Annotated in this window: 21 protein-coding genes; 19 read left to right on the top strand and 2 right to left on the bottom strand. The window is 48.3% G+C overall.

All coding sequences use genetic code 11. The features are described from left to right. The first annotated feature begins 99 nt into the window (after positions 1–99). From ndk to EIH22_RS06945, 6 genes are all read left to right on the top strand, one after another. A complete protein-coding gene (gene ndk / locus EIH22_RS06970; protein ID WP_124055072.1) occupies positions 100–510 on the top strand; it encodes a nucleoside-diphosphate kinase in 411 nt (136 codons plus the stop codon). Positions 511–581: 71 nt separating this feature from the next. Next, positions 582–4,145: a chromosome segregation protein SMC gene (smc, locus tag EIH22_RS06965; RefSeq protein ID WP_124055071.1), complete on the top strand. Its 3,564-nt coding sequence runs from the start codon at positions 582–584 to the stop codon at positions 4,143–4,145. A 212-nt stretch (positions 4,146–4,357) separates the two neighbouring features. After that, entirely contained in the window at positions 4,358–4,723 is a 366-nt protein-coding gene (locus tag EIH22_RS06960; RefSeq protein ID WP_124055070.1) for a hypothetical protein, read from the top strand. 144 nt (positions 4,724–4,867) lie between these two features. Next, positions 4,868–6,013 (top strand): signal recognition particle-docking protein FtsY, encoded by a 1,146-nt coding sequence (ftsY, locus tag EIH22_RS06955; RefSeq protein WP_124055069.1) that lies wholly within the window; start codon positions 4,868–4,870, stop codon positions 6,011–6,013. A 96-nt stretch (positions 6,014–6,109) separates the two neighbouring features. Next, positions 6,110–7,666, top strand: a complete 1,557-nt coding sequence (gene ffh, locus EIH22_RS06950) for a signal recognition particle protein (protein WP_124055068.1) — start codon at positions 6,110–6,112, stop codon at positions 7,664–7,666. Next, a complete protein-coding gene (locus EIH22_RS06945; protein WP_124055067.1) occupies positions 7,663–8,778 on the top strand; it encodes an amidohydrolase family protein in 1,116 nt (371 codons plus the stop codon). Before ffh ends, EIH22_RS06945 begins: the two co-directional genes overlap by 4 nt. A gap of 44 nt (positions 8,779–8,822) precedes the next feature. Here EIH22_RS06945 and EIH22_RS06940 read toward each other — a convergent pair whose 3' ends face one another. Then, positions 8,823–9,800 (bottom strand): cation diffusion facilitator family transporter, encoded by a 978-nt coding sequence (locus EIH22_RS06940; protein WP_124055066.1) that lies wholly within the window; start codon positions 9,798–9,800, stop codon positions 8,823–8,825. Positions 9,801–10,193: 393 nt separating this feature from the next. Between EIH22_RS06940 and rpsP the strand changes: the two genes are divergently transcribed. The 12 genes from rpsP (at position 10,194) to EIH22_RS06880 (ending at position 19,969) form a co-directional block, all read left to right on the top strand. Next, complete coding sequence (gene rpsP, locus EIH22_RS06935; RefSeq protein WP_124055065.1) at positions 10,194–10,655, top strand: 30S ribosomal protein S16; 462 nt, start codon at positions 10,194–10,196, stop codon at positions 10,653–10,655. Continuing rightward, positions 10,655–10,891, top strand: coding sequence for an RNA-binding protein (locus EIH22_RS06930; RefSeq protein WP_124055064.1), 237 nt, complete (start codon positions 10,655–10,657; stop codon positions 10,889–10,891). Before rpsP ends, EIH22_RS06930 begins: the two co-directional genes overlap by 1 nt. A 99-nt stretch (positions 10,892–10,990) precedes the next feature. Continuing rightward, complete coding sequence (gene rimM / locus EIH22_RS06925) at positions 10,991–11,560, top strand: ribosome maturation factor RimM (RefSeq protein WP_124055063.1); 570 nt, start codon at positions 10,991–10,993, stop codon at positions 11,558–11,560. 9 nt (positions 11,561–11,569) lie between these two features. Next, on the top strand, positions 11,570–12,976 hold the full coding sequence (trmD, locus tag EIH22_RS06920) for a tRNA (guanosine(37)-N1)-methyltransferase TrmD (RefSeq protein WP_235001808.1): 1,407 nt from the start codon (positions 11,570–11,572) through the stop codon (positions 12,974–12,976). A 137-nt stretch (positions 12,977–13,113) separates the two neighbouring features. Beyond that, complete coding sequence (gene rplS, locus EIH22_RS06915) at positions 13,114–13,467, top strand: 50S ribosomal protein L19 (protein ID WP_124055062.1); 354 nt, start codon at positions 13,114–13,116, stop codon at positions 13,465–13,467. Positions 13,468–13,800: 333 nt separating this feature from the next. Next, on the top strand, positions 13,801–14,661 hold the full coding sequence (lepB, locus tag EIH22_RS06910) for a signal peptidase I (protein ID WP_124055061.1): 861 nt from the start codon (positions 13,801–13,803) through the stop codon (positions 14,659–14,661). Between the two features lie 35 nt (positions 14,662–14,696). Continuing rightward, positions 14,697–15,392: a ribonuclease HII gene (locus EIH22_RS06905; RefSeq protein WP_124055060.1), complete on the top strand. Its 696-nt coding sequence runs from the start codon at positions 14,697–14,699 to the stop codon at positions 15,390–15,392. A gap of 12 nt (positions 15,393–15,404) precedes the next feature. Next, positions 15,405–15,728 carry a DUF2469 domain-containing protein gene (locus tag EIH22_RS06900; protein ID WP_235001820.1) on the top strand — a complete coding sequence of 108 codons (324 nt, stop codon included), beginning with the start codon at positions 15,405–15,407 and terminating at the stop codon, positions 15,726–15,728. Between the two features lie 144 nt (positions 15,729–15,872). Next, positions 15,873–16,283, top strand: a complete 411-nt coding sequence (locus tag EIH22_RS06895; RefSeq protein WP_124055058.1) for a YraN family protein — start codon at positions 15,873–15,875, stop codon at positions 16,281–16,283. Then, complete coding sequence (locus tag EIH22_RS06890; protein ID WP_124055057.1) at positions 16,280–17,821, top strand: YifB family Mg chelatase-like AAA ATPase; 1,542 nt, start codon at positions 16,280–16,282, stop codon at positions 17,819–17,821. Before EIH22_RS06895 ends, EIH22_RS06890 begins: the two co-directional genes overlap by 4 nt. Beyond that, positions 17,815–18,999 carry a DNA-processing protein DprA gene (dprA, locus tag EIH22_RS06885; RefSeq protein WP_124055056.1) on the top strand — a complete coding sequence of 395 codons (1,185 nt, stop codon included), beginning with the start codon at positions 17,815–17,817 and terminating at the stop codon, positions 18,997–18,999. The genes EIH22_RS06890 and dprA overlap by 7 nt, the downstream gene beginning before the upstream one ends. A 4-nt stretch (positions 19,000–19,003) precedes the next feature. Continuing rightward, complete coding sequence (locus EIH22_RS06880; RefSeq protein WP_235001807.1) at positions 19,004–19,969, top strand: tyrosine recombinase XerC; 966 nt, start codon at positions 19,004–19,006, stop codon at positions 19,967–19,969. A gap of 42 nt (positions 19,970–20,011) precedes the next feature. Here EIH22_RS06880 and EIH22_RS06875 read toward each other — a convergent pair whose 3' ends face one another. Next, a complete protein-coding gene (locus tag EIH22_RS06875; RefSeq protein WP_124055055.1) occupies positions 20,012–20,593 on the bottom strand; it encodes a M23 family metallopeptidase in 582 nt (193 codons plus the stop codon). Positions 20,594–20,965: 372 nt separating this feature from the next. Here EIH22_RS06875 and rpsB point away from each other — a divergent pair, with 372 nt between their 5' ends. Next, on the top strand, positions 20,966–21,796 hold the full coding sequence (rpsB, locus tag EIH22_RS06870) for a 30S ribosomal protein S2 (protein ID WP_124055054.1): 831 nt from the start codon (positions 20,966–20,968) through the stop codon (positions 21,794–21,796). The last annotated feature ends 21 nt before the right edge of the window (positions 21,797–21,817 follow it).

Raw genomic sequence — 21,817 nt, 5'->3', positions numbered from 1 at the left:
GACTTAATAACTGCGTAAATATAGACCATAGGTTTGTAGTCCAAAGTTTCTAAGACTTTGGGCTACAAACCTATGCGCGCAAGCCTTTACAATTGCGGTATGACTGAACAGACATTAATTCTTGTTAAGCCCGACGGTGTTCAACGTGGACTCATTGGTGAGATTCTGCGTCGCATCGAGTCAAAGGGATACGAAATCAAAGCTATGAAGATGCTTGACGCTACCGAAGAACTACTAGCTAAGCACTATCACGAACATGTTGATAAGCCTTTCTATCCAAGTGTTGTGGAGTATATGACTTCGGCCCCGCTGGTGGCTGCTATTGTTGAAGGCAATCGAGTGGTTGAAGGTGTGCGTTCATTAGCAGGTGCAACTGATCCAACCAAGGCTGCTCCAGGTACAATTCGGGGCGACTTGGCTCGATCCTGGGAGGGCGACTCAATCTTTAACTTAATCCACTCGTCTGACGGCGTGGAATCAGCGCAATACGAAATCTCCGTCTGGTTCTAATTTCTCGGGGTTGGTACAGCAATTTACGCTGTACCAACCCCGATTTTTCTTTCTTGTAATACACTAAAACGGTGCACCTTAAGACTCTAACACTGCGAGGATTCAAGTCTTTCGCTTCATCGACTACTATGCGATTTGAACCAGGCATTAACTGCGTGGTCGGTCCTAATGGATCAGGTAAATCCAATGTCGTCGATGCGCTTGCATGGGTTATGGGCGAACAGGGTGCTAAGAACCTGCGTGGCGGGAACATGGCTGACGTTATTTTCGCTGGTACAGTCAAGCGTCCAGCTCTCGGACGAGCCGAAGTTTCGCTAACGATTGACAATACCGACGGTGCTTTGCCAATCGAATTCTCCGAAGTGACGATTACAAGAACACTGTTCCGTTCAGGTGGATCCGAATACGCCATTAACGGTACAGCTTGCCGATTGCTCGATATCCAAGAACTGCTTTCAGATACGGGTATGGGAAAAGAAATGCACGTGATCATCGGTCAAGGCCGACTCGATCAGGTGCTTACCGCCACCCCGGAGGAACGCCGTAACTTTATTGAAGAAGCTGCAGGGGTACTTAAGCACCGGCGTCGTAAAGAGAAAGCGCTACGTAAACTCGAATCGATGCAAGGGAACTTGGTACGTATTGAGGATCTTGCGTCCGAGTTGCGCAGACAACTTGGTCCTCTGGCACGTCAAGCAGCGACGGCGCGTAGAGCCCAAGTTATTCAGAGCGCTGTTTTTGATGCGCGTGCGCGACTACTCGCAGATGACATTGCACAAGCCCAAGCCAGGTTAGTGGCGCAAACTTCTGATGATGGAGCCTTAGAAAAAGCAAAAAACGAACTTCGTGAGAAGCTTGAGCGCACTCGCCGTGAAATCATTGATTTACAGCAGGAAGCCAATGAAGCAAGTCCGCTCATTAATGGTTTAACAGAGCAGTGGCAACGCTTGAATTCTTTGGTAGAAAGATTTAGGGCGCTGTCTCAATTGGCTGATGAAAGGAATCGATCGTTAAACACGGCCGCTCCTCAGATCCATCGGGGTGAGGCACCTGAACAGATTCGCGAACGTGCCGCTGAGGCAAAAACGCAAGAAGATGAACTAGGCAAAGAAGTACTGGCTGCTGAAGCTACTCTGCGTACGGCAATTGCCAGTAGGGAGCAAGCTGAGCAAGCGGAACGAGAAGTCGATGTTGAGTTACTTCACATTAATAGGTCTTTAGCGGATCGACGCGAAAATGTTGCTCGATGGAAGGGTCAGCTTGCCACCGCTCAGTCCCGTGTAGAGGCATTAACTGCTGAAAAGCAACGTGTGCAGGCAGCGATTGAAGCTGCTCAAAAACGTGCCGACGATGCCTTTGACCAAGTTACCTTACTGGAGCAAGATATTGTTGCGCATACGGATGGAGATGACACCCTTTCGATTGTCCATGAGGAAGTTGCGCGCGAGAGTCAAGAGGCAAATGATGCAGTTGAAGAAGCTCGAGTTGCGCTTGCGGAAGCAAAGTCGCTTGCAGTCGAGTGGAAAACAAAAGCTTCAACACTTGAACTTTCTTTGACTCCTGAAGATGCAACAGCTTGGATCATTGACGAATATCGCTCTGGGGTTCATGGTCTGGTTCGAGATAAAGTCCGTATCTTCTCAGGTTGGGAAGCTGCCGTTGAAGCAGGTCTTGCGGGTATTGCTGGGGGAGCGGTAATGACCTCAGTTGCCGACGCCGTCGACGCACTCCGCGCAGCACGCGAGTCTCAAGCCGGTCACGTGGAGCTTCTTATTGCCACAGAGTCCTCTGCTGATGGAGATGCAAATTCTGCTGCCAAGCAGGCATTGGAGAAATCCGGTCTGGGTGATAACAATGCGTGTTTGGCAACCTCGGTGATTGACTCAAATACGGCGGTTGGTGCAACAATTTGCACCCTTCTAGCAGGGACTGTGCTTTGCGTTGATTTGGTGAGCGCAAAAACTCTGTTAGAGAACGGTGCGCCGCGAGTAGCTACGCTTCTTGGCGATGTTTTGAGCCAGCATCAAGCGTGGGGCGGAGAAGTACAGCAAGCAACTATTTTGGCTCGGCAGGCTACTTATGACGATGCAGTGGTGCAAGCTCAGAAGGCTACCAAGAACCTTGTGCAAGCCCAGGCCAGCCTTGAAATGGCACTAGAGAAAAACGCAAAGGCGAAAGAAGAATTCGATTCCGTCAACGCGCAACTCAATGCGCGTGACTCGCAACTGGCTGCGGTTACAGCGCAACTGGGTGTACTGAGACAATCACTGAAGTCTGCCCAGGACGAGGTTGAGCGAAATACCCAGCGTAGGACCAAGATTTCGGTGGAACTTGAAAATCGGAGCGAAGAGCTGGAGCGTCTCCAGGAGCAGCAGAAACGTGTGGAAAGTGAACCGAGCGATCTAGAAAGCCGGGTAAAAGAACTCAATCAGCGGCGTGAATCTGCGCATTCGGCTACAATCGCTGCTCGGTCTACGGAGACTGAAGCAAGGCTCGCCTTGCGAACCAGAGAAGAGCGCCTACGCGCAATCTCTGGCAAATCTGAGGCTCTGGAGTACTCTGCAAAAGCCGTTGAAGCGCGTATTGCTCAAGAAGAAAGGGCAGCGATTAGACGCCAGCAAGTGGCGAAGATTGCACAGCGAGTGAGCGATGATTCGCTTTCAGCTTTACAAAAGACCAAAGAGATTTTGGAAAAAGTATCTTCTGAAAGAAAAATTGCGGAAGAAGCACGGTCCTCACGCGATTCGGAGCTATTGTTGGCGCGTCGTCGTCTCGATGAATTGCAAAACGACGAACGTCAACTCAACGATAAAGAGCACCGTTACGAAATGATTGTTGCGGAGCTAAGGCTGAAGTACCAGCAACTTGCGGCTAAAGCTTTGGATACGGTTGGCATGGATGCACAGGTTTTGGTTGACGAATACGGTCCGCACCAGATGTTTACAGATGATGAAGGGGAGGAAAAGGTTTATGTGCGTGAGCAGCAGGAGAAACGTTTAGCACGTGCTGAACGGGACTTGGCTCGGTTGGGTAAGATTAATCCTCTTGCATTGGAAGAACACGCTGCTCTTGAAGAACGCCAAAAATACCTTACCGAGCAGCTCCAGGACTTGAAGAAGTCACGAGAAGACCTGCTAACGATTGTCCGTGATATAGATAAACGAGTTGACGAAGTTATGACTGATGCATTTGCTGATGTTGAGCGTGAGTTTGCGGCTACGTTTGGACGCCTTTTCCCAGGTGGTGAAGGACGATTGGTTCTCACTGATCCCGATTCAATTTTGACCACTGGAATCGATATCGAGGCGCGTCCACCAGGTAAGCGGGTCAAGCGGTTATCTCTTTTATCGGGTGGCGAACGTTCATTGACGGCGGTGGCATTCTTGGTTGCGATTTTTAAGGCGCGTCCTTCTCCTTTCTACGTTATGGACGAAGTTGAAGCCGCTTTGGACGACGTTAATCTTTCGCGCTTGCTCGATATATTCAAAGAGCTTCAAGAGAGTTCGCAGCTCCTAGTTATTACACACCAGAAACGTACTATGGAAATCGCTGATGCTCTTTACGGAGTTGCTATGAAGGAACAGGGCGTCACAGCAGTTATTTCCCAGCGTATTAAAGATGTTCTTCCGCAATAGAGCTTGTGCATCAGAGGCTACCGATGAGGTAGTTGGTATAACTTTGTAACTTTCATGGAGAGAATAAGCGAAGGTCTCAACCGCCGGCAATAGAAGTAAACTACTGACATTTTAAACTTCGTGACCAAAAAGGGCTCCAAAGTGATCATATTGTGATCAACTTTGTGGTGGGAATCCTAGCATTTCGTGAACAATGTCGATAGAAATATAGTGTGTTGATTACTGTGTTGCTTTTCTTGATCGCTGGTGCCGCTTCTATCTCCCTTGTGCTTTATCTTCTTGGCTTTGGCCGAAAAGATCTACAGGCACGTCAAATGCTTGAAAGTTCCGTATCAGATTGGCGAAATGACGATCTGAGTCTTGATTCCTTTGAAGTCAAGGTAAAAGAAACTAGGATCGACGATGTTTTCACAACATTCGTTGAGGCAGACGGCGATGGTTACATCAACTTTGAGCCGATCAATGATCGAGTGATGGAAATTGCTGAGTCAGATCGTGTGCAGTCAATTATCGAAGGTTCAGAAAAAGCTATCGATAAGGGGCGTAGGGTTTTCGCTAAATCATCTTCGGCGGAATAACCACTTACTGCCTGCAACCAACTGCCTTACGTTTTCCTATAGCCGGATCATCTTTGATACATAGGTGCACTTCCACCTCGTTAGCATCACAATTCTTTCTCGTTGTTGTTGCCTTTTCAGTTGTGTCTAGGACACACTAGAAGGGTGACTCCAGAATTAATTATTTACATTGTCCTTGGCATCGTTCTTTTAGGTGGAGCCAGCACGGTTCTCATCACGAAAGCGCGTTCTTCTCGCAACGACTATCCCAAGATAGACGCTCCGCGTTCACAACAAGATCAACTTGAGTCCTCGGCGATCGAAGACGCTGAGGTCATCGAGGATATTCCACCGGTAGACATTGTTGATATGCCTGAATCTGTTCCGTCGAGAATGGAACGGTTACGTGCCCGACTCGCTAAATCTGGTGGTCTTGGAAACGCTCTTCTTAACGTGTTATCGCGCTCGAACCTTTCGGCATCGGACTGGGAAGAACTCGAAGAAACTCTGCTCATGGCTGATGTAGGTTTGGATTCTACTTCTTACCTCATTGATAAACTCAAGCAAGAGGCCAAGATTCGTGGCACCTCCGATCCAGCAGTGATGAAGGAAGTGCTTCGAGCTGAGCTCATTAACTTGATTTCGATCGATAAGTCCCGCGAGCTGGACATCGAGCCGCGTACAGACGACGCTGGAAAAAAGGTACCTTCTTCAGTCCTGATGGTTGGAGTCAACGGTACTGGAAAAACGACTACCACCGGAAAGCTTTCACGTATTTTGGTTGCGCAAGGTTACTCAGTTGTACTTGGAGCTGCCGATACTTTCCGCGCAGCGGCTGCAGATCAACTTCAAACCTGGGGAGAACGAATTGGTGTCCTCGTAGTTCGCTCGGATCAAGAAGGGGCCGATCCAGCATCGGTGGCATTTGAAACTGTACACATTGCGCGCGAAAGGGAAGCCGACGTCGTCATCGTCGATACTGCTGGACGTCTGCAAAATAAAGCTGGGTTGATGGACGAGCTTGGAAAGATCAAGCGAGTCATGGAAAAACAAGCACCAGTACGCGAAGTTCTTTTGGTTCTCGATGCAACGACGGGTCAAAACGGTATGCGTCAGGCCCAGGTTTTCGCTGAAGTCACAGGCATTACTGGAATTGTGTTGTCAAAGCTTGATGGAACAGCCAAGGGTGGGATCGTTATTTCAGTTCAGCGTGAGCTTGGAGTACCTGTGAAGTTTATCGGTCTCGGAGAAGGCGCGGATGATCTTGCACCATTTGACCCAGAAGCATTTGTGGACTCAATTCTTTCCTAAAACAACTACACTGCCGATGTCAGCTAATTAGATACCTGCATCGGCAGTGACATAGAATGCAGACAGCTTATTTTTGTTTCAAATCAAGGTATGTGAATGTTTAACTCCCTTTCAGATCGTATTACAGGATCACTTCGTAATCTCCGCAAACATGGAAAGTTAACGGAGCAAGACGTTGAGAGCGTAATTGGCGATATTCGCCGTGCTTTGCTCGATGCAGACGTTGCGCTACCTGTAGTTCGCTCCTTTACTGCGGCTGTTCGGGAGAAAGCAACCGGCGCAGTAGTCTCGCAGGCTCTCAATCCAGCTCAGCAAGTTATCAAGATCGTTAACGATGAACTCATCGAGGTGCTTGGTGGCGAAAGCCGGGAACTGAATTGGGCAAAGCAGGGTCCAACCGTCATAATGCTCGCTGGTCTCCAAGGTGCAGGAAAAACCACCTTGGCTGGAAAACTAGGCCGTTGGTTACGCGAAAATGGAAAGAATCCCTTGCTCGTTGCTTCGGATTTGCAACGTCCAAATGCAGTTAATCAGCTCCAAGTGGTGGGTGAGCGTGCAGGTGTTACCGTCTATGCCCCAGAGCCTGGGAATGGCATCGGTGATCCGGTTCAAGTGGCTCGTGAGTCTCTGAATGTTGCACGCGAAAATAGACACGACGTCGTCGTTGTTGATACCGCTGGTCGTTTGGGTGTAGACGAAGAGATGATGCAACAGGCGCGTGACATTCGCGACGCCGTCCAGCCTAATGAAATTTTATTCGTCCTTGACGCAATGATTGGTCAAGACGCTGTCAATACCTCGATCGCTTTCCGTGACGGTGTTGGCTTCACCGGCGTTGTACTTTCGAAGCTTGATGGCGATGCACGCGGTGGTGCGGCGCTTTCGGTACGAGGCGTTACTGGTCAGCCAGTACTCTTTGCTTCCACCGGTGAAAAACTTGATGCCTTTGAACGATTCCATGCAGATCGTATGGCATCACGTATCTTGGATATGGGTGATCTTCTTACCCTTATTGAGCAGGCAGAGCGGACGTGGTCGGAGAGCCAAGCTGAAGATCTTGCTACGAAGATGGCGCAGGGATCTTTTACCCTAGATGACTTTATTGAACAGCTTGAGCAGATGCGCAAGCTAGGCTCGATGAAGAAAATCATGGGCATGCTCCCCGGAATGAACCAGTACCGTGATGCGCTAGATAATCTTGACGAGCGTGATATTGACCGTCAGGTAGCGATTGTTCGTTCGATGACTAAGGCCGAACGTCAAGATCCAAAGATATTGAATGGTTCGCGCCGCCTACGTATCGCAAATGGTTCAGGCACCACGGTTCAAGAAGTTAATTCTTTGATGGATCGATTTGAGCAGGCTAAGAAGATGATGCAGGCAATGTCGCGTGGGGGCAGTATGCCAGGGATGCCGAATATGCCAGGGCTTCCTGGTTTCGGCGGCGGTTACACTAAGAAACAGCGTAAGAAATCCACGAAGAAATCTTCGGGAAACAAGAAAGGCCGATCTGGAAACCCAGCAAAGCGCCGTCAACAAGAGCTTGAAGCACAACATCAGGCAAAATCGCCAAAGGGTAGCGCATTTGGTGGTGCAAATGCAGATGCCTCCGGCAATGTAGATATGGAAGCACTGGCTAAGTTCCTCCAATGATGAATGAGTATTCTTCTAAGGTCTCATCTCACGTATATCGCTTGAGGGGAGACCTGCGAGGTTTTTGGGGCGATGATGTGTGGATTGTTGATGGCAAAATTACGTACTCGCCGCCAGCCTCGAACGTCGCTACCAAAGAGGTTAATGGCTATATTTACCCAGGCTTGGTAGATGCACACACTCATCCAGGAGCGTCTTATACGGAACAACTTGTTAACGACGCTGAAATCCATCGGCGCTTAGACGCAAGCGCGAGCCTTGGTGTCACTCATATTCGCGACTGTGGTGGGCAGAGGGATGCCAATGATGTACGTCGAGAAGATCAACCGAAAGTTATTCACTGCGGGCAACATATTGCACGCCATAAACGCTATATTCGCTACCTCGGCATTGATACTGAGCCGGAGGAATTGGTAAAACAAGTGCAGTATCAGTGCAGCAAAGCCGATGGTTGGATCAAGATCGTGGGTGACTGGATTGATAGGAGCAATGGCGAGCAGTCAGATCTTGAACCACTGTGGCCACGCCAAGCAATTCTAGACGCGGTGGCGGCGGCTCATGACCTTAATACTAAAGTGACTGTTCATACTTTTGCTCATGCAACGATCAATGATTTACTTGATGCCGGCGTGGATGGAATTGAGCATGGTACTGGGATGACGTGGGATCAGCTAGTGCAGGCACGAGAACAGGGGATTTTGATTACCCCGACTGTTAATCAAGTGAGTAGGTTCCCCGAATTTGCAGCAGACGCAAGTAAGTATCCTGTTTATGCAAAACATATGCTCGATATGGATGCGCGCAGGCGAGCACATCTTGCCATGATGGTAGATGCAAAGGTTCATTTCCTCATGGGATCCGATACCTCGTTTGACGTCAATAAACGAGGTTTACCGTATGAACTATGTGATGCCGTTTCTCAAGGGATGCCGGTAGATGTTGCTATGGGTGCGGCAAGTTTTGAAGGCAGACGAAGGCTTGGTCTCACTACCTGGGAAGAAGGAGCTGCGGCAGACTTTGTTGTATACACCGCAGATCCGTTGAAAGAAATCTCGACCGTGCTGTCCCCGCGATGCGTCTTTATCGATGGAATCTGCGTACGCGAATCCTGAGAAAGCGATTGTAAAAACGGTTGTGATTAGGGGTATTTCGATACTTACTGTTGGAATGGGACAGGCTTTCCTGTTTCCAAGTCAATGGGAACGAATCCGTCGTCGCCATCTAATGGTACGAAACCTTCTGGAATATCGTCGTACGATGCAGGATCCTCAATCGGTTCGACGTGGATGGTTACTGCTGTCTGAGGAAATTTTTCCTCAATCTTCGCCTCGACCTGATGAGCGAAATTGTGACCTTCACGCACGGTCCAAACGCCTGGCACTTGAACGTCGACTCTGACGAAGCGCAAACGTCCCGCCTGGCGTGTTTGAAGACCATGGAAGCTAATGGTTTCTGAGCGGAAAGACTTGAGAATTGCAACGATTTCTTTGTTTTCTTCTTTTGGGAGGGTGACATCAAGAAGGCCAGCAAGGGAATTTCTGATCAACCCCGTGCCAATCCAAATAATGTTGAAGCCCACCAAGATTGCCACTATAGGATCAAGAATTTCGAGATTGGTCATCTTCACTAGGCAGACGCCTAGAATAACTCCCACTGTGGTTACGACGTCGGTGAGAAGGTGCTTACCGTCAGCGACAAGAGTCGGGGAGGAGTACTTTTGGCCAGATCTAAGAAGATAAATGCCTACGAGGCCATTGATCACCGTCGTGAATGAGGAAACAATCAAACCGATTCCTAAGTTTTCTAATGGAATTGGAGAGAAAAGGCGCTGGACTGAGACGAAAAGAATGAGGGCGGCGGCACCGAAAATCATTGAACCTTCTATAGCTGCAGAAAAGTATTCTGCCTTCGATCGTCCATACGTGTAGTGAGAGTCTGCAGGTTTAGCTGCGAGTTTAAGAGCGTAAAGGGCAACGATCGCCGCTACTAGGTTAACCACTGATTCCATAGCATCTGATAAAAGCGAAACTGATCCCGTGAGTAGGTATGCGCCTACTTTCATTGCGATTGTTACGATCGCTGCTGCGATCGAGAGCCATGCAAATTTGGTGAGGTTTACTTTTTCGGTTGTCATAGTTCTTATTCTTCATGTTTACTTGACCAATTACCTACTTCATTTTCGCATCAATTGTGGGTACTTAAACACAGTTCAGAGAGCCGAAAAACCAAGATTCGCACATGTGAAATAAGGGAGTTGGGAATGATAGAACGGAAATTTATGAATCGACGATTGTATAGATTCGTGCATAAAGTTGAGGAAACGCGGGACGTGAGCGGTACCACCGAGCTTATTTTGGTATCGGACTGTTCTCGTGCCTGAAAATCTGGCAGAATATTACGTTGTACTCAGACTAAGTTGAGGCCCTCTCATCTCAATGGCGTCTTAGTTCGGAAACTGTTAGTGGCGTGTTCCCACCGTCTACTGATTATTTTCCAATGAAACAAAGAAACAGGAGTGACCGCACAAGTGGCAGTCAAAATTCGTTTAAAGCGCATGGGTAAGATCCGTGAGGCTATGTACCGTGTTGTAGTTGTTGATTCTCGCAAGAAGCGCGATGGTCGCGTTATTGAAGAGATCGGATTCTATAACCCAAATACTCAGCCTTCGACGATCGACATCAATTCTGAGCGTGCTCAGTACTGGATCTCTGTTGGTGCACAGCCATCAGAGCCAGTTCTTGCACAGCTGAAGATCACAGGTGACTGGCAGGCAGCCAAGGGTCTCGAAGGTACTTCTACCTTGAAGACCGTAGAAAAGGTTGATCCTGAAAAGGCTCGTGAAGAAGCTGTTAAGGCTGTTCAGGACGATGCTGAAAAGCGTCGTGCAGCTAAGGCTGAGGCACGTGCTAAGGCCGAAGCTGAAGCAAAAGCAGCAGAAGAAGAAGCTGCGGCTGAAGAAGCACCAGCAGAAGAGTCTGAGGAAGCCTGATGCTCGCACAAGCCTTGGAACATTTGGTCCGTGGAATCGTGGATAACCCCGATGACGTTGAAGTTTCTACTCGAAATAATCGACGTGGGGAACTTCTTGAAGTCCGTGTCAATCCTGAGGATCTAGGACGCGTTATCGGTCGTAATGGTCGTACTGCGAAAGCATTGCGGTCAGTGATTAATGCGTTGTCAACCAATGGCTCAGTCCGAGTAGACGTGATCGAAACCGATCGCTGAATTACTTTCTGTGTGAAAACCCGCGCTGTAGGCGCGGGTTTTCCTGTTTCAGGTATATTTAAAACACAGAGATTCCTACTGTCGATATCAAGGGGAAAAGTGAAACTTATTGTTGCTATCATTGGTGCAGCACATGGCCTTAAAGGTGAAGTGAAATTAGATGTGCGTACGGATAGCCCTGCGCGCCGTCTCTACGCCGGCTCCGCCCTTGAAACCGAGCCTGCCGACGTCGGTCCACTTGTTGTGGAAAAGACGCGTGAGTATAAGGGAATGACTTTTGCCCGTTTCGAGGAGATCAAAGATCGCACTATTGCGGAATCCTTGCGTGGAGTGAAGCTTGTTATTGAATCGGATGAGGATGAGGCTGAAGAAGATGCTTGGTATGCTCATGAATTAACTGGCCTCGAGGTACTTGATCCAGAAGGATACGAGCTTGGAACAGTTGTTGGTCTAGAGCCAATGCCAGCACAAGATCTTTTAGTAGTGCGAGAACCTGATGGTCGAATAACTAGAGTTCCTTTTGTGCGAGAAATCGTGATTGATGTTGACATCGCTGATCACTGCATCGTTATTGACGCGCCGGACGGACTCTTTTCTGATGAAGAAATCGAAGAAGAATTTGATGGCGATGCTGAAAAAGCCTCGCAAAACTTGTACGAGGAAAAATAGACGACTGCTATGACGATGCATTTCGATATCATTTCGGCTTTTCCGGAGTTTTTTCAGGTCCTTGAGCTGTCTTTAGTCGGGAAGGCTCAGCAAAAGGGCATCATCTCAACAGCTATCCACGACATCCGTGATTGGACCCATGACGTGCATCGCACCGTGGATGATTCGCCGTTCGGTGGCGGAGCTGGAATGGTAATGAAACCTGATGTCTGGGCGGAAGCGATTGATTCGGTAGTTCAGACTGTTGCTAAACGCAACCAGGGAATCCGTGGCTACGAAGTCAATGAAGCTGAGCCTAGCAATCGCACTGTGGGAGTGCACCATCGTACAGTATTGGCGATTCCAACTCCGTCGGGAGTGCCACTAACACAGCGCATGTGTTATGACCTAGCTGGTAGTGATCATATTATTTTGGCGTGTGGTCGTTACGAAGGTATTGATTCTCGCATTGCGCAATATTACGGCGAAAACTCAGATATCGAAGTCTTCGAATTCTCATTGGGGGATTACGTACTCAATGGCGGGGAAGTCGCCAGCGTTGCTTTGGTAGAAGCTGTGTCGCGCTTGGTTCCAGGCATGGTAGGAAATCCTGAGTCTTTGGTAGAAGAATCGCACGGTGAGGCTGGCTTGCTCGAGTATCCTGTGTTTACCAGACCTGCAGAGTTTCGTGGGATAGCGGTTCCGGAAGTTCTCACATCGGGTAATCACCAGGCAATTTATCGTTGGAGGCGCAACCAAGCCTTGACTAAGACGGTCTTGCGACGCCCAGACATGATCGAACACCTAGATCCAGCCACCTTGGATAAACATGACTGGGCACACCTTGCTTCTTTAGGGTGGTTCTTCGACGAAGTTAAACAAGAAATTGTTCAGATTCATTTCCGCACCGCTAATTCCGACGATGTTTGCGCACTTAGCGCTTTCGCTCAGTCTATGTTTGTGGATGCTTGCCCTTCTGAAGTTAGCTCTGCGGATATTGATAGCTTTGTTAACCACAACCTTACCGAAGACAACTTTGCCGTCTATGTTGAGGATCGGCGTTATTCTGTGTATCTGGCGCAAAATCTCGAAGCCGAAGTTATTGGTTACCTGCTCTTTGATCATGAGGAAAGACCCGATGACGATGAAGCTGATACCTTATACGTGTATCTATCTAAAGCTTATCTACATCCCGATTGGCGAGGGCATAAAGTCTTTAGCGAACTTTTTGCGTTCGGTTTGCGCGAATTAGAACGCAGATATGAAAATGTTTCGGGCGAGACATTTATCTGGTTGGGCACTCACTGTGGAAATAAGCGTGCTCAGCGCTCCTACCGGAAACTTGGATTCAATAGACTAGGAACTCGAACTTTTGTTGTGGGTGACACGATCAACAAGGATATAACTATGGTTCGCCCGTTGTCTGTGGCAAAATAGTTGAGTTGCCTTACCAAAATGAACGCAGTGCCTGCCGCAGGGGGTTGCGCTCGGGTAAGAAAATATCCACTCGGATCTGGTTGACCAGATCCCTGACCCCTCTCTGACCTGCGCGCAGGGAGAGAAAAGAATGAATCATGGAGATTCCACAGTCAGTAGCACAGTCTCAGCTCATTGAGCGTCCAGACTTCCGCCCAGGCGATACCGTCAAGGTTAACGTAAAGGTTGTTGAAGGCAACCGTCACCGTATCCAGGTGTTCCAGGGTGTGGTTATTGCTCGCAAGGGTGGTAAGGGTGTAGGTGCAACCTTCACCGTTCGCAAGACCTCATTCGGTGTTGGTGTTGAGCGTAAGTTCCCACTTCACTCCCCGAACGTGGACTCGATCGAAGTTGTCACCCGTGGTGATGTTCGTCGTGCGAAGCTATACTACCTTCGTGATCTTCGTGGCAAGGCTGCAAAGATCAAAGAAAAGCGTACTGATAACAAGTGAGACTTTTCTATTTGTGGGCCCCACGAGATCGGGGCCCACAAATTATATCTACACTTGAATGAGCGACTTTGACAGTGTAAATAATCCTATTAGTCGTATGGAGTTGTACGTAAATAAGTGGTATGAACCCGAAATAGTTGGTGCTGTGAGCTCTTCACTGTGCGCAAATAAGCGTATATCCATGTAGAATAACCAAGAAGTATGTTCTTCTGGTGCAGGTGATAGACTCGGCTTCGCATGGGAATCTGATGCCTGTGCATTAGGGGCGGAGCGTAGCGTAGCTCGGTTTCCATCAAGGCATCGGGAGACACATCCATTAAACAGGGAGAGTGCATGGAGCAAGAATCGGGCATCGGCAGGTCTGCGAAGGATAACGAAGAAATGCCACCTTCGTTTCCGCCGTCGCAAGATCCTAAGCGCTCTGATTCCGATCATGTGGAAGCCGAAACATCCGAGGGAACTTCGTCAAATTCGGATCCTGATGACGAGCCAACTCGAAAACCATGGCCTCAACGTTTCTTTTCTTCAGTTGTTGAGTTCGGGGCTGTAATCGTTGTAGCTTTGCTGTGCGCTGTTCTTCTCAAGACATTTTTGATTCAACCTTTTGAAATCCCTTCGGAGTCGATGATGAATACACTCGTCCCCGGAGACCGGATTATGGTCAATAAGCTCGCTGATACGGAAGATGACCTACAACGAGGCGACGTCGTCGTTTTTGTAGATCCAGGCAACTGGCTCTCGGACGCGCCTGTAGCAGAATCCGCCGGTGTAAAGGGGGTTCTGAAAGAATTTGGCCAGCTCATCGGCTTACTACCACAAAATGCTGGAACACACCTTGTGAAACGTATTATCGGAATGCCTGGCGATCATATTAGCTGTGCTGGTCAGGGTGCCGAAATTTTAGTAAATGGCCAGCCAATTCATGAAACGTATATTCGCGAAGGGATACAGCCATCGCTTGAAGCTTTCGACGTCGTGGTACCGGACGGGCATATCTGGGTGATGGGAGACAACCGCTCCAATTCAAAAGACTCTCGATACCACCAGCGTACTACCGGTTTTGGATTTGTTCCGATCAAAAATATTGAGGGTCGAGCTTGGCTACGAATATATCCTTTAGGACGATTCGGTCGCTTAGACGATGTTTCTGAGGTATATCGAGACGTGCCATCACCAGCTGGTGCATCTTCGTAGTTTGATTAGTTTAGAAAGCGTATACGTTCAACACCATGGCACAGCTATCGAATCGCCTTGTTCCCGATCGGACGATTGAAAAAGAGATTTTGGCGCGTCTTGCTACCGGTATTGAGAATCCGATTTTAGCGGGAGTCGATGAAGTTGGTCGTGGATCATTGGCTGGTCCGGCGTCGGTTGGAATTGCACTAATCGATTTGAAAACCTCGGACGCATTTCCAAGTAAGCTACGTGATTCGAAAATGATTTCAGCAAAGGTTCGAGAAAACCTTGTTGAACCTACGAGCAACTGGGTAATGGCCTCAGCGGTCGGACATTCGACCGTTGATGAAATAAATACCCTTGGAATCGTTGCTGGTCTGCGTTGTGCAGCGGCACGTGCGGTAGATTCGCTACTTAATCGAGGGTTTCATTTTGACGCGGTTCTCCTCGATGGCTCTCATAACTGGTGGACGACGGATGGTTTGTTTGATGTTGGACCTCAGCTCCCCTCAGTTCCTGTTCAAACAGAGGTGAAAGGTGACGCTCGATGTGCTGCGATTGCAGCGGCATCGGTATTAGCGAAAGTAGCTCGAGATTCGCTTATGAGTTCCTTGGCGGTAGACTTTCCCCAGTACGATTGGGAGCATAACAAAGGGTATTCATCGCAGAAGCATATTGCGGCGTTGAAGGACTTTGGAGCCAGTGTTCACCATCGAACAGCATGGAATTTACCGGGACTCGTTAAATAGAACAGGATCATGATGAGCGAACTAGAAAGCTACGAAGCAGAGCGTGAGCTAGCGCTGTACCGTGAATATCGTGACGTAATCAATCTATTTAAGTACGTGGTGGAAACCGAACGCAGGTTTTATCTAGCAAATGACGTAAATGTTAATGTTCGTGCTTCAAATACCGGCGATATCTTCTTCGAAGTTATTCTTACCGATGCGTGGGTTTGGGACATCTACCGATCCTCACGTTTTATCCGAAGTGCAAGGATTGTGACTTTCAAAGACGTCAACGTCGAAGAACTAAACAAACCGGATATCTCGCGTGAGCTCGAATTCGACCGTGAAAACGACTAATTTTTAGAATCGAACGATAGCGGTTGGGGCAGACTCGATACTTCGATTGCGTGATAGTTTCCCACAGTATAACCGAGTTCAAGTTTTTCCCACAGGGTGCCTAAACTTTTTACCTGTTTTCTTGAAAACTGATCAAATCGTTGCATGCTTAATGAATCGATTTATGTTGAAAATCCATCGATAAACGAAATATTGGGGTGTTCGCGTCAAGACCTTGGTAGATGGGGCGAACGATGTGCTCAGCGTTATCTTGAACAGCGCGGTTTTATTATTCGCGATACGAATTGGAGAAGTCGCGGGGGTGAAATTGATTTAATAGCGTTCGATCCGACCAGGGAGGCGTACGTTGCAATCGAGGTTAAAACCCGCCGGCAAAACCGCACTGGGACTCCTGAAGAATCAATTACAGGTGCCAAGCTTCACCGGATTAGGTCTTTGCTTGTGCAATGGGTTGTTAATAATTCAGTCCATGCTCAAAACTTAGCGGTGGACGTTGTGGGCGTGAGGGTACTTGGCGGAGGATACTCAATCACCCATATCAAGGATGCCTCATGAGGACATCACAGATCGGAAAATCATACACCGTTAGTCTGCTAGGATTACACGGATCGAGTGTCTTAATTGAAGCTACACTATTAAATGGTTTACCAAATTTTATGATAGTTGGGCTTCCTGATGCGGCAGTTAATGAAGCAAAGGAGAGACTGCGCGCAGCATTCCAAAATGTAGGGTTGACGTGGCCAAATCTGAGGATTGTTGTCAATCTATCTCCGGCGGATTTATCAAAATCAGGTACGAGTTATGATCTTGGGATCGCTGCGGCGATCTTGGGTGCACAAGGTTTTCAACTTTCCCAGACGACTGCAGTATTTGGCGAGCTTGGTTTAGATGGAAGTGTTCACGGTATACGGGGTATTTTGCCAGCGGTCCTTGCAGCACAACAGGAAGGTTTCCAACGAGTGATAGTGCCGTTAGCTAACAAAGCGGAAGCGGAACTTGTTGGAAATATTGAGGTAACCGGAATATCTAATTTGGCAACTTTTGCTTGTTCAGTAGGCGTGCCAAATATTGAAGTAGATGCTGAGCCTGACTGTGGTGGAAAACAAGATGTCTTTCAAATGTCTGAAGTCCTCGATGTATCAGATGTATGCGGACAAGAAGATGCAATTTTTGGGCTTGAAGTAGCAGCATGTGGCGGTCATCATAGTCTCCTAATTGGCCCTCCGGGAGTGGGGAAAAGCATGCTTTCAAAACGATTTGTAGGCTTTCTTCCTGATCTTTCATATGAAGAGGCACTCGATGTTGCGGTTATTAAGTCAGTTCTTGGAGAAACTTTGCATTCGTTGCCTAGACGCCCACCGTATTCGGCACCTCATCATACAGCTAGCATGGTTGCTTTGATTGGAGGAGGAGCTGGTATTCCTCGGCCAGGGGCTATAACGCAAGCACACAACGGTGTTTTGTTTTGCGATGAGTTCCCCGAATTTGCAACGAACGCTATCCAAGCTCTCCGGCAACCGTTGGAAACTGGAGAAATAGAACTGCATCGTTCGCGAGCGCATATCATGTATCCCGCTAGATTCCAGTTAATCGCTGCTGCGAATCCGTGCCGTTGCGGATTTCTCCTTGATGGGAATGGGAGATGTCGGTGCACCCCTCGTGACCGCGCGTCGTATCGAGTTAATTTAGGTGGACCGATTCGCGACAGGATTGATATTCGCTTAGTTTTGCGCCGGCCAACGAAGGTTCAATTAAAACGTGGTGGGCAGTTCTCGACTGTAAAGATCCTTGAAGAAGTGTGTGAAGCGCGGGCACGGCAAAGATATCGAAACTCAAGAATCGAGTGGAAAATACCGATTTTGAACAATTCACAGCTCCCAGGAACATGGCTTCGTAAAAATACCTTGCAGCAGTCTGCAGTTTCAACTGCGTTAGAAAACCAAATTTTTGACGGGAAACTTTCGATGCGGGCTTTTGACCGAATACTTCGATTGTCTTGGAGTTTGGCTGACTTACGCGGTCGAGACCATCCCAATGATGATGACTTGAGCCAGGCATATTTACTGCGTGGGGAAGGAAGTGAGGAATGGTGAATACAGGAAGTCACTTGGCTGCCACTCTTGATGAAGAACATATGGCTGCTGTCACGTGGTCGCGGATTACGGAAGCCGAAGATATTGCTGCATTTCGATGGATTAATCATTTTGGGTACAGGGGTGGGATTGACGTACTTAAAGAAGAAATAAATCAGTTTAATGCATCGACGTTTGACGATGGACTAGCTGGGTCGAATTTCTCAGAAGCATTTAATCGAAGCATCCAACGTTGGGCTAGCCGTTTGCAAAATCTCTCTGCATTCAATTATGACGTTTTACCAAAGCTCGGGATCACAATCCTCATTCCTCAAGACTGTGATTGGCCGAGGCAACTGAACGATTTAGGAGAAAGGCGTCCTCTGTGTTTGTGGGTTCGAGGAAATGTTGAGGCATTGCAGTTGCCGATGGTATCGATTGTTGGCTCGCGTGATGCTAGCTCGGTGGGCAAGCGATTTACTCTAGATATTTCGCACGACATATCTGATAAGTATGTGGTGGTTTCAGGTGGGGCTTTTGGCATCGATGCTTTTGCACATGAGGGCGCCTTGGCAGCGGCTGGAAAAACCATCATAGTTTCAGCCGGTGGTGTAGATAGGGCGTATCCGAAGGCAAATGAACAACTCTTTAATGATGCGCTCAATCAAGGTGGTGCTGTAGTTTCGGAGTCTCCGCTTGCTGCATCTCCTCAGCGTCATCGTTTTCTTGCACGTAATCGAATAATCGCTGCGTTGGGTAGTGGAACGTTGGTTGTTGAAGCATCCTTTAGATCTGGAGCTCTTAACACTGCGCGACATGCTCTTGAACTGGGAAGGGAAGTAGGTGCAGTACCTGGTTCAATCGAATCCCATTTTTCTTCTGGATGCCACGAGCTAATACGAAATGGTGGAATTTTGGTTTCAAGTTCTCAGCATCTTCGAGAAATGCTTGGTTCTATAGGGGAGGTAAACAACGGACAGGGAGTCCAAGTAGATGATGCATTCGCAGGGGCTTTCAAAAACGGTTACGATCCGATCCTTGAAAGGGTTTTTGATGCCGTTCCGCAAGTTCGTGGAGCAGCGGTACAAAACATCGCGCGGCTATCGGGTTTGAATGAGGACGATGTACAGTCAGCACTAGGTAAACTACTCATAATGAATAGAGTAATTTTTAGAAATGGCCGATGGGTGAAGGGTTAATAATGTGACTGATGATGGTGCGCAGATCTCGGGCTCGTTCGTTCACGAAATTGACGAAGTGATCAACAAATATGTTACGTACCTCGATATACGACGGGGTTTTTCTCCCCATACCGTTCGTGCATACTCAACAGAGGCGACGTCGTTTCTTACGTTCTTGGCAAGCGATGTCTGGAAGCTTGAAGCGAAAGATCATCCGAAATTCTATACGCTCCTAAAAGAACTCGATGTAACGGATATTAGAACTTGGTTGGCGTGGAAATCAGAATCTGGTCATAGTAGAGCCTCATTAGCACGCCACAGTGCCTCGATTCGAAGTTTCAGCCGGTGGTTATTTAAGGAAGGTTATGCGGAGGTTGATGCTGGCTTGCGAATTCAATCGCCGAAACCGGCAAATGAGCTTCCTACTGTTCTTTCGCAGGCACAAGCGTCAACTTTTCTTGATTTTTTAGCTGACCGCGCTTCTTCTCAAAATCCAACAGATGTTCGAGATTGGGCAGTCTTTGAATTAATCTATGCCACGGGAATCCGAATCAGTGAATGCGTTGGTCTTAATCTCAACGATATTTCGGATTCAAATACGATTTGCGTCCTCGGAAAGGGAAACAAAGAAAGAATTGTCCCTTTCGGTCAGCCTGCTGCTCAAGCACTCTCACGGTGGTTAGATGTAAGAACGTCACTTCAAAATCAGGATCGAAAAGCGTTGTTTCTTGGAGAACAAGGACGTCGAATTAATCAGCGAGTGGTGAGAGATCTTTTGCATCGTCTCACCGCACAAGCTGGAGTTCCAGATATATCCCCACATGATTTGCGGCACTCGGCTGCAACGCACCTTTTGGATGGGGGTTCCGACCTTCGGGTAGTTCAAGAAATATTAGGGCACTCATCCTTAGGCACCACGCAGCGCTACACTCACGTTAGTACTGAAAGGCTCCGTGAAGCTTTTGGTTTGGCCCACCCACGCGCCTGAATATTTCCGGCCTTCTTGGGTACGCATCCGTTATAGACGTAGTTACTCAAGCAATGCCACTACACGCGGTTCCAACAACCAGGTAGGATTCAGATAAGAATCTGCATCCGTTTTTGCTCCCCAATGTAAGCAAAGTGCGCGAGCGCAGTGTCCTAATGACACGGTTCCGATCACCTCACCACGCCGTATTTTGGCTCCTTTGGTTAGATTACTAACCAAAGGCTCATAGGTTGTTCGAATACCGTCGTCGTGAGTGATGGACAGAACTGGACGAGAATCTATCACTCCCACATATGAGACGGTTCCGTCAGCTGGTGCAATGATCTCAATTGTGCTTGAAACAGCTAGATCGATGCCACGATGCCCCGAATTCCAATTATTTTCACCTACGTTAAACGAACGGATAATGCGGCATCCAGTCGTTATCGGGCAACGATATTTTTGTTTGATAACCGATTGAAGAATTGTTACCGGACCACCCCACGGGGGTGGGGGATCTTTGATCACAGTATTGCTAACGGCGCTTTGATTGTGCGAAACAAAGTAATGGTCCGCAAACGAGTCTGCCGAAATTGCCGGTGGCATGGCTACGAAAAATAGGGACTGAATCATGATGGATAACATGACTGTTAGTATGGATGTTTTTGAGCTTGAGAATTGTGCCCCATGCGAGCATGTGGAAAAGGAGAGCGTGAGCGCTCGGTGTGGAAAGGCTGTTGAAATAAGCGATTCACAAACACGTTGATTGTGTTGGCAAAACCACCTTTCTTCGTACTTTCAAATTGGTAATTACCGGCTTGGATCTAGTAAAATAAAAAGGCTATTGAGTGTAAGTAACTCGCTTATACTCCAGACTTCGCGCATGTCTTGCCTTCGGGGTCGAACGCTCTCGGTGCGTTTACGCTTGAGTGTTCGGATACATGCCAGGGCTTAGGAATACTCCGTTTCTAAGCATCAACCGATAATCGCGGTACGCCGCTCTAAGAAAGGACGACCATGGCAGTCGTTACAATGCGCCAGCTGCTTGAAGCTGGTGTCCACTTCGGTCACCAAACCCGTCGTTGGAACCCAAAGATGAAGCGTTTCATTCTTAATGATCGCAATGGCATCTACATCATTGATCTTCAGAAGACGGTTGAAGACATCAACCGCACCTATGACTTTGTTAAGGAAACTGTTGCACACGGTGGCAACATCCTTTTCGTTGGCACCAAGCGTCAAGCTCAGCAGCCAATTCGTGAGCAGGCTGAGCGCGTTGGCATGCCATACGTAAACGAACGCTGGCTCGGTGGTATGCTCACCAACTTCCAAACCGTTCACGCACGTATTCAGCGCCTAAAGGAGCTCGAACTCATCGATTTTGATGATGTTGCAGGTTCCGGTCGCACCAAGAAGGAACTCCTCATGATGCGTCGCGAGAAGGACAAGCTTGATCGTACCCTTGGCGGTATCCGTGATATGGTCAAGACCCCTTCAGCAATCTGGATTGTTGACACTAATAAGGAGCACTTGGCTGTTGCTGAAGCTAAGAAGCTTAACATCCCAGTTGTTGCAGTTCTTGACACCAACTGTGATCCAGACGAAGTGGATTACGCAATTCCAGGAAACGACGATGCAATCCGCTCGATCGAAATCCTTACACGCGTTGTAGCTGATGCAGTTGCCGAGGGCCTTCTTGCTCGCGGTGGTGCAAAGGGTAACTCTGAGCAGGCTGAAGAAGAGCCTATGCCAGAGTGGGAACGTGAAGTTCTTGCTGGTGAAGCAGAGTCAGCTCCGGCTGAGAAAGCTTCCGCAGAGAAGACCGAAACCGAAGAACCACAGGCCTGAAAACCTAAATTTCCGGAGGGA

The organism is Arcanobacterium ihumii (assembly GCF_900604515.1).
Classification (GTDB): Bacteria; Actinomycetota; Actinomycetes; order Actinomycetales; family Actinomycetaceae; genus Arcanobacterium_A; species Arcanobacterium_A ihumii.
Note: the sequence above shows the minus strand (reverse complement) of the source record. Positions and strands in the feature narration are given on the sequence as shown.